The organism is Sphingomonas sp., from assembly GCF_964263785.1.
GTDB lineage: Bacteria > Pseudomonadota > Alphaproteobacteria > Sphingomonadales > Sphingomonadaceae > Sphingomonas.
In genome coordinates this window covers 1-2,515 of record NZ_CAXVWL010000125.1, presented here as the reverse complement: position 1 = coordinate 2,515, position 2,515 = coordinate 1, and the positions used below count along the sequence as shown (strand labels likewise).

Below are 2,515 nucleotides of genomic sequence, written 5' to 3'. Positions count from 1 at the left end.
ATACCCGTCACCATCGTCGAGATGCAGCAGGAGGCGCTGGACCGCGGCACCGGGGTGATCCGCAAGAACTATGAGGCGACCGCCGCCAAGGGGCGGATGAAGCCCGACCAGGTCGAGGCGGCGATGGCCGCGCTGACCCCGACGCTCGACTTCGCCGCGCTCGCCGATTGCGACCTCGTGATCGAGGCGGTGTACGAGAACATGGACGTGAAGAAGGAGATCTTCGCCAAGCTGGATGCCACCTGCAAGCCGGGCGCTATCCTCGCCTCCAACACCTCCTATCTCGATATCGACGCGATCGCGGCGTGCACCAAGCGGCCGCAGGACGTGGTGGGGATGCACTTCTTCTCTCCCGCCAACGTCATGAAGCTGCTGGAGGTGGTGCGCGGGGCGAAAACCGCGCCCGACGTCCTCGCCACCGTCATGGCGCTGGCCAAGAAGATCAAGAAGGTCGCCGTGGTCGCTGGCGTCACCTACGGCTTCATCGGCAACCGGATGCTGATGCCGCGCCAGCTGGAGGCGATGAAGCTGCTGATGGAGGGCGCGACGCCCGAGCAGGTCGACCGGGTGCACGTCGCGTTCGGTATGCCGATGGGCCCGTTCCAGATGAGCGACCTGGCCGGCGTCGACATCGGCTGGCACCGCGACCCGACCCGGATCGAGAGCATCCGCGACGCGCTCGCCGCCGAGGGCCGCTGGGGGCAGAAGAAGCAGGCCGGCTTCTACGATTACGACGAGAAGCGGAATCCCACTCCCAGCCCGCGCGTCGCAGAGATCATCGAGGAGTTCCGCGCCAGGTCCGGCACGCCGGTCCGCGCGATCAGCGACGAGGAGATCGTCGAGCGCACGCTTTACCCCATGGTCAACGAGGGCGCGCTGATCCTCGAAGAGGGCAAGGCGCAGCGCGCGAGCGACATCGATGTGGTGTGGATCTACGGCTATGGCTGGCCGGTGTATCGCGGCGGCCCGATGTTCTGGGCGCAGACCGAAGGTTATGACAAGGTGGTCAAGGGGCTGGAGAAACATGGCTTCACCGTCGCGCAGAGCCTGAAGAACGGCACGGTCAAGTGACCGACCTCGACGCCTTTCGCGCCGACACGCGCGCCTGGCTCGCGGCGAACTGCCCGGCCGAGATGCGCGCGCCGGTACGCTCGGACGCGGACGTGTGCTGGGGCGGGCGCCGCTACGATCCGTCCGCCAACCCCGCGCAGGCGCGGTGGCTGACGGTCATGGGCGAGCGCGGGTGGACCGTGCCCGACTGGCCGACCGCCTATGGCGGCGGCGGCCTGTCGGCGGCCGAGGCCAAGGTGCTGCGCGAGGAGATGGCGGCGATCCGCGCGCGCAACCCGCTCAACAGCTTCGGCATCTCGATGCTCGGGCCGGCGCTGCTGAAATACGGCACCGACGAACAGAAGCGGGAGCACCTCCCCAAGATCGCCCGCGGCGAGATCCGCTGGTGCCAGGGCTATTCGGAGCCCAACGCCGGCTCCGACCTCGCCGGCCTGTCGGCCAGCGCCGAGGATGCGGGCGACCATTATGTCGTCAGCGGCCAGAAGGTGTGGACCAGCTACGCCGACAAGGCCGACTGGATCTTCTGCCTGGTCCGCACGTCGAAGGAATCGAAGCAGGGCGGCATCAGCTTCGTCCTGTTCGACATGGCGAGCGAGGGCGTCTCGACCAGGCCGATCCTGCTCATCAGCGGCTACTCGCCCTTCTGCGAGACCTTCATGGACAAGGTGCGCGTGCCCAAGGCCAACCGCATCCATGACGAAAACAAGGGCTGGACCGTCGCCAAATACCTGCTGGGCCACGAGCGCGAGATGATCTCCGGCATGGGGCTGGGCGGCCAGGGCGAAAACCCGCTGGTCGCCGGGGCGATCGCCACGGTCGGGCTCGACGCCGACGGTCGCCTCGCCGACCCGCTGCTGCGCGCGCAGATCGCGACGTTCGAGGTGCGCGCCCGCGCCTTTCGGGCGATGAGCGAACGGTTCATCGACCAGCTCAAGGCCGGCCAGGCGCATCCCGCCCAGCCGAGCATGATGAAATATTACGGCACCGAGCTGAACAAGAGCCGGCACGAGCTTATCATGGCCGCGGGCGGGTCGGATGCGCTGGAGTGGGAAAGCGAGCGGTCCGGCACCGGCGCGGCGCCGCGCGCGTGGCTGAGGACCAAGGCGAACTCGATCGAGGGCGGCACCAGCGAGGTGCAGCTCAACATCATCGCCAAGCACATCCTGGCGCTGCCGGGAGCCTAGGCAACAATCCCTCTCGTGCCGGGAGAGGGAGAAGGACGTGACATGCCGCTTTATCTTTCCGACGACCAGACCACCCTCGCGGACACGATCCGCGACTTCGTCGCCGACGCCGCGCCGGTGGCGCACCTGCGCTCCCTGCGCGACGCCGATGACCCGGTCGGCTTCTCCCGCGACCTGTGGAAGCAGTTCGCCGAGATGGGCTTCACCGGTATCCTCGTCGGCGAGGAACAGGGCGGGCTCGGCATGGGCCATGTCGAGGC

Annotated in this window: 3 protein-coding genes; all 3 read left to right on the top strand. The window is 67.9% G+C overall.

Features of this window, described 5'->3' with window-relative positions; genetic code table 11:
- Positions 1–1,071: 3-hydroxyacyl-CoA dehydrogenase NAD-binding domain-containing protein (locus ACE5C1_RS16600; protein ID WP_374945188.1), on the top strand; the 1,071-nt coding region annotated here is incomplete at its 5' end.
- On the top strand, positions 1,068–2,255 hold the full coding sequence (locus ACE5C1_RS16595; RefSeq protein WP_374945187.1) for an acyl-CoA dehydrogenase family protein: 1,188 nt from the start codon (positions 1,068–1,070) through the stop codon (positions 2,253–2,255). The genes ACE5C1_RS16600 and ACE5C1_RS16595, both read left to right, overlap by 4 nt.
- Before the next feature lie 42 nt (positions 2,256–2,297).
- Positions 2,298–2,515, top strand: a 218-nt coding sequence (locus ACE5C1_RS16590) for an acyl-CoA dehydrogenase family protein (RefSeq protein ID WP_374945186.1), incomplete at its 3' end; no start/stop codon positions are given.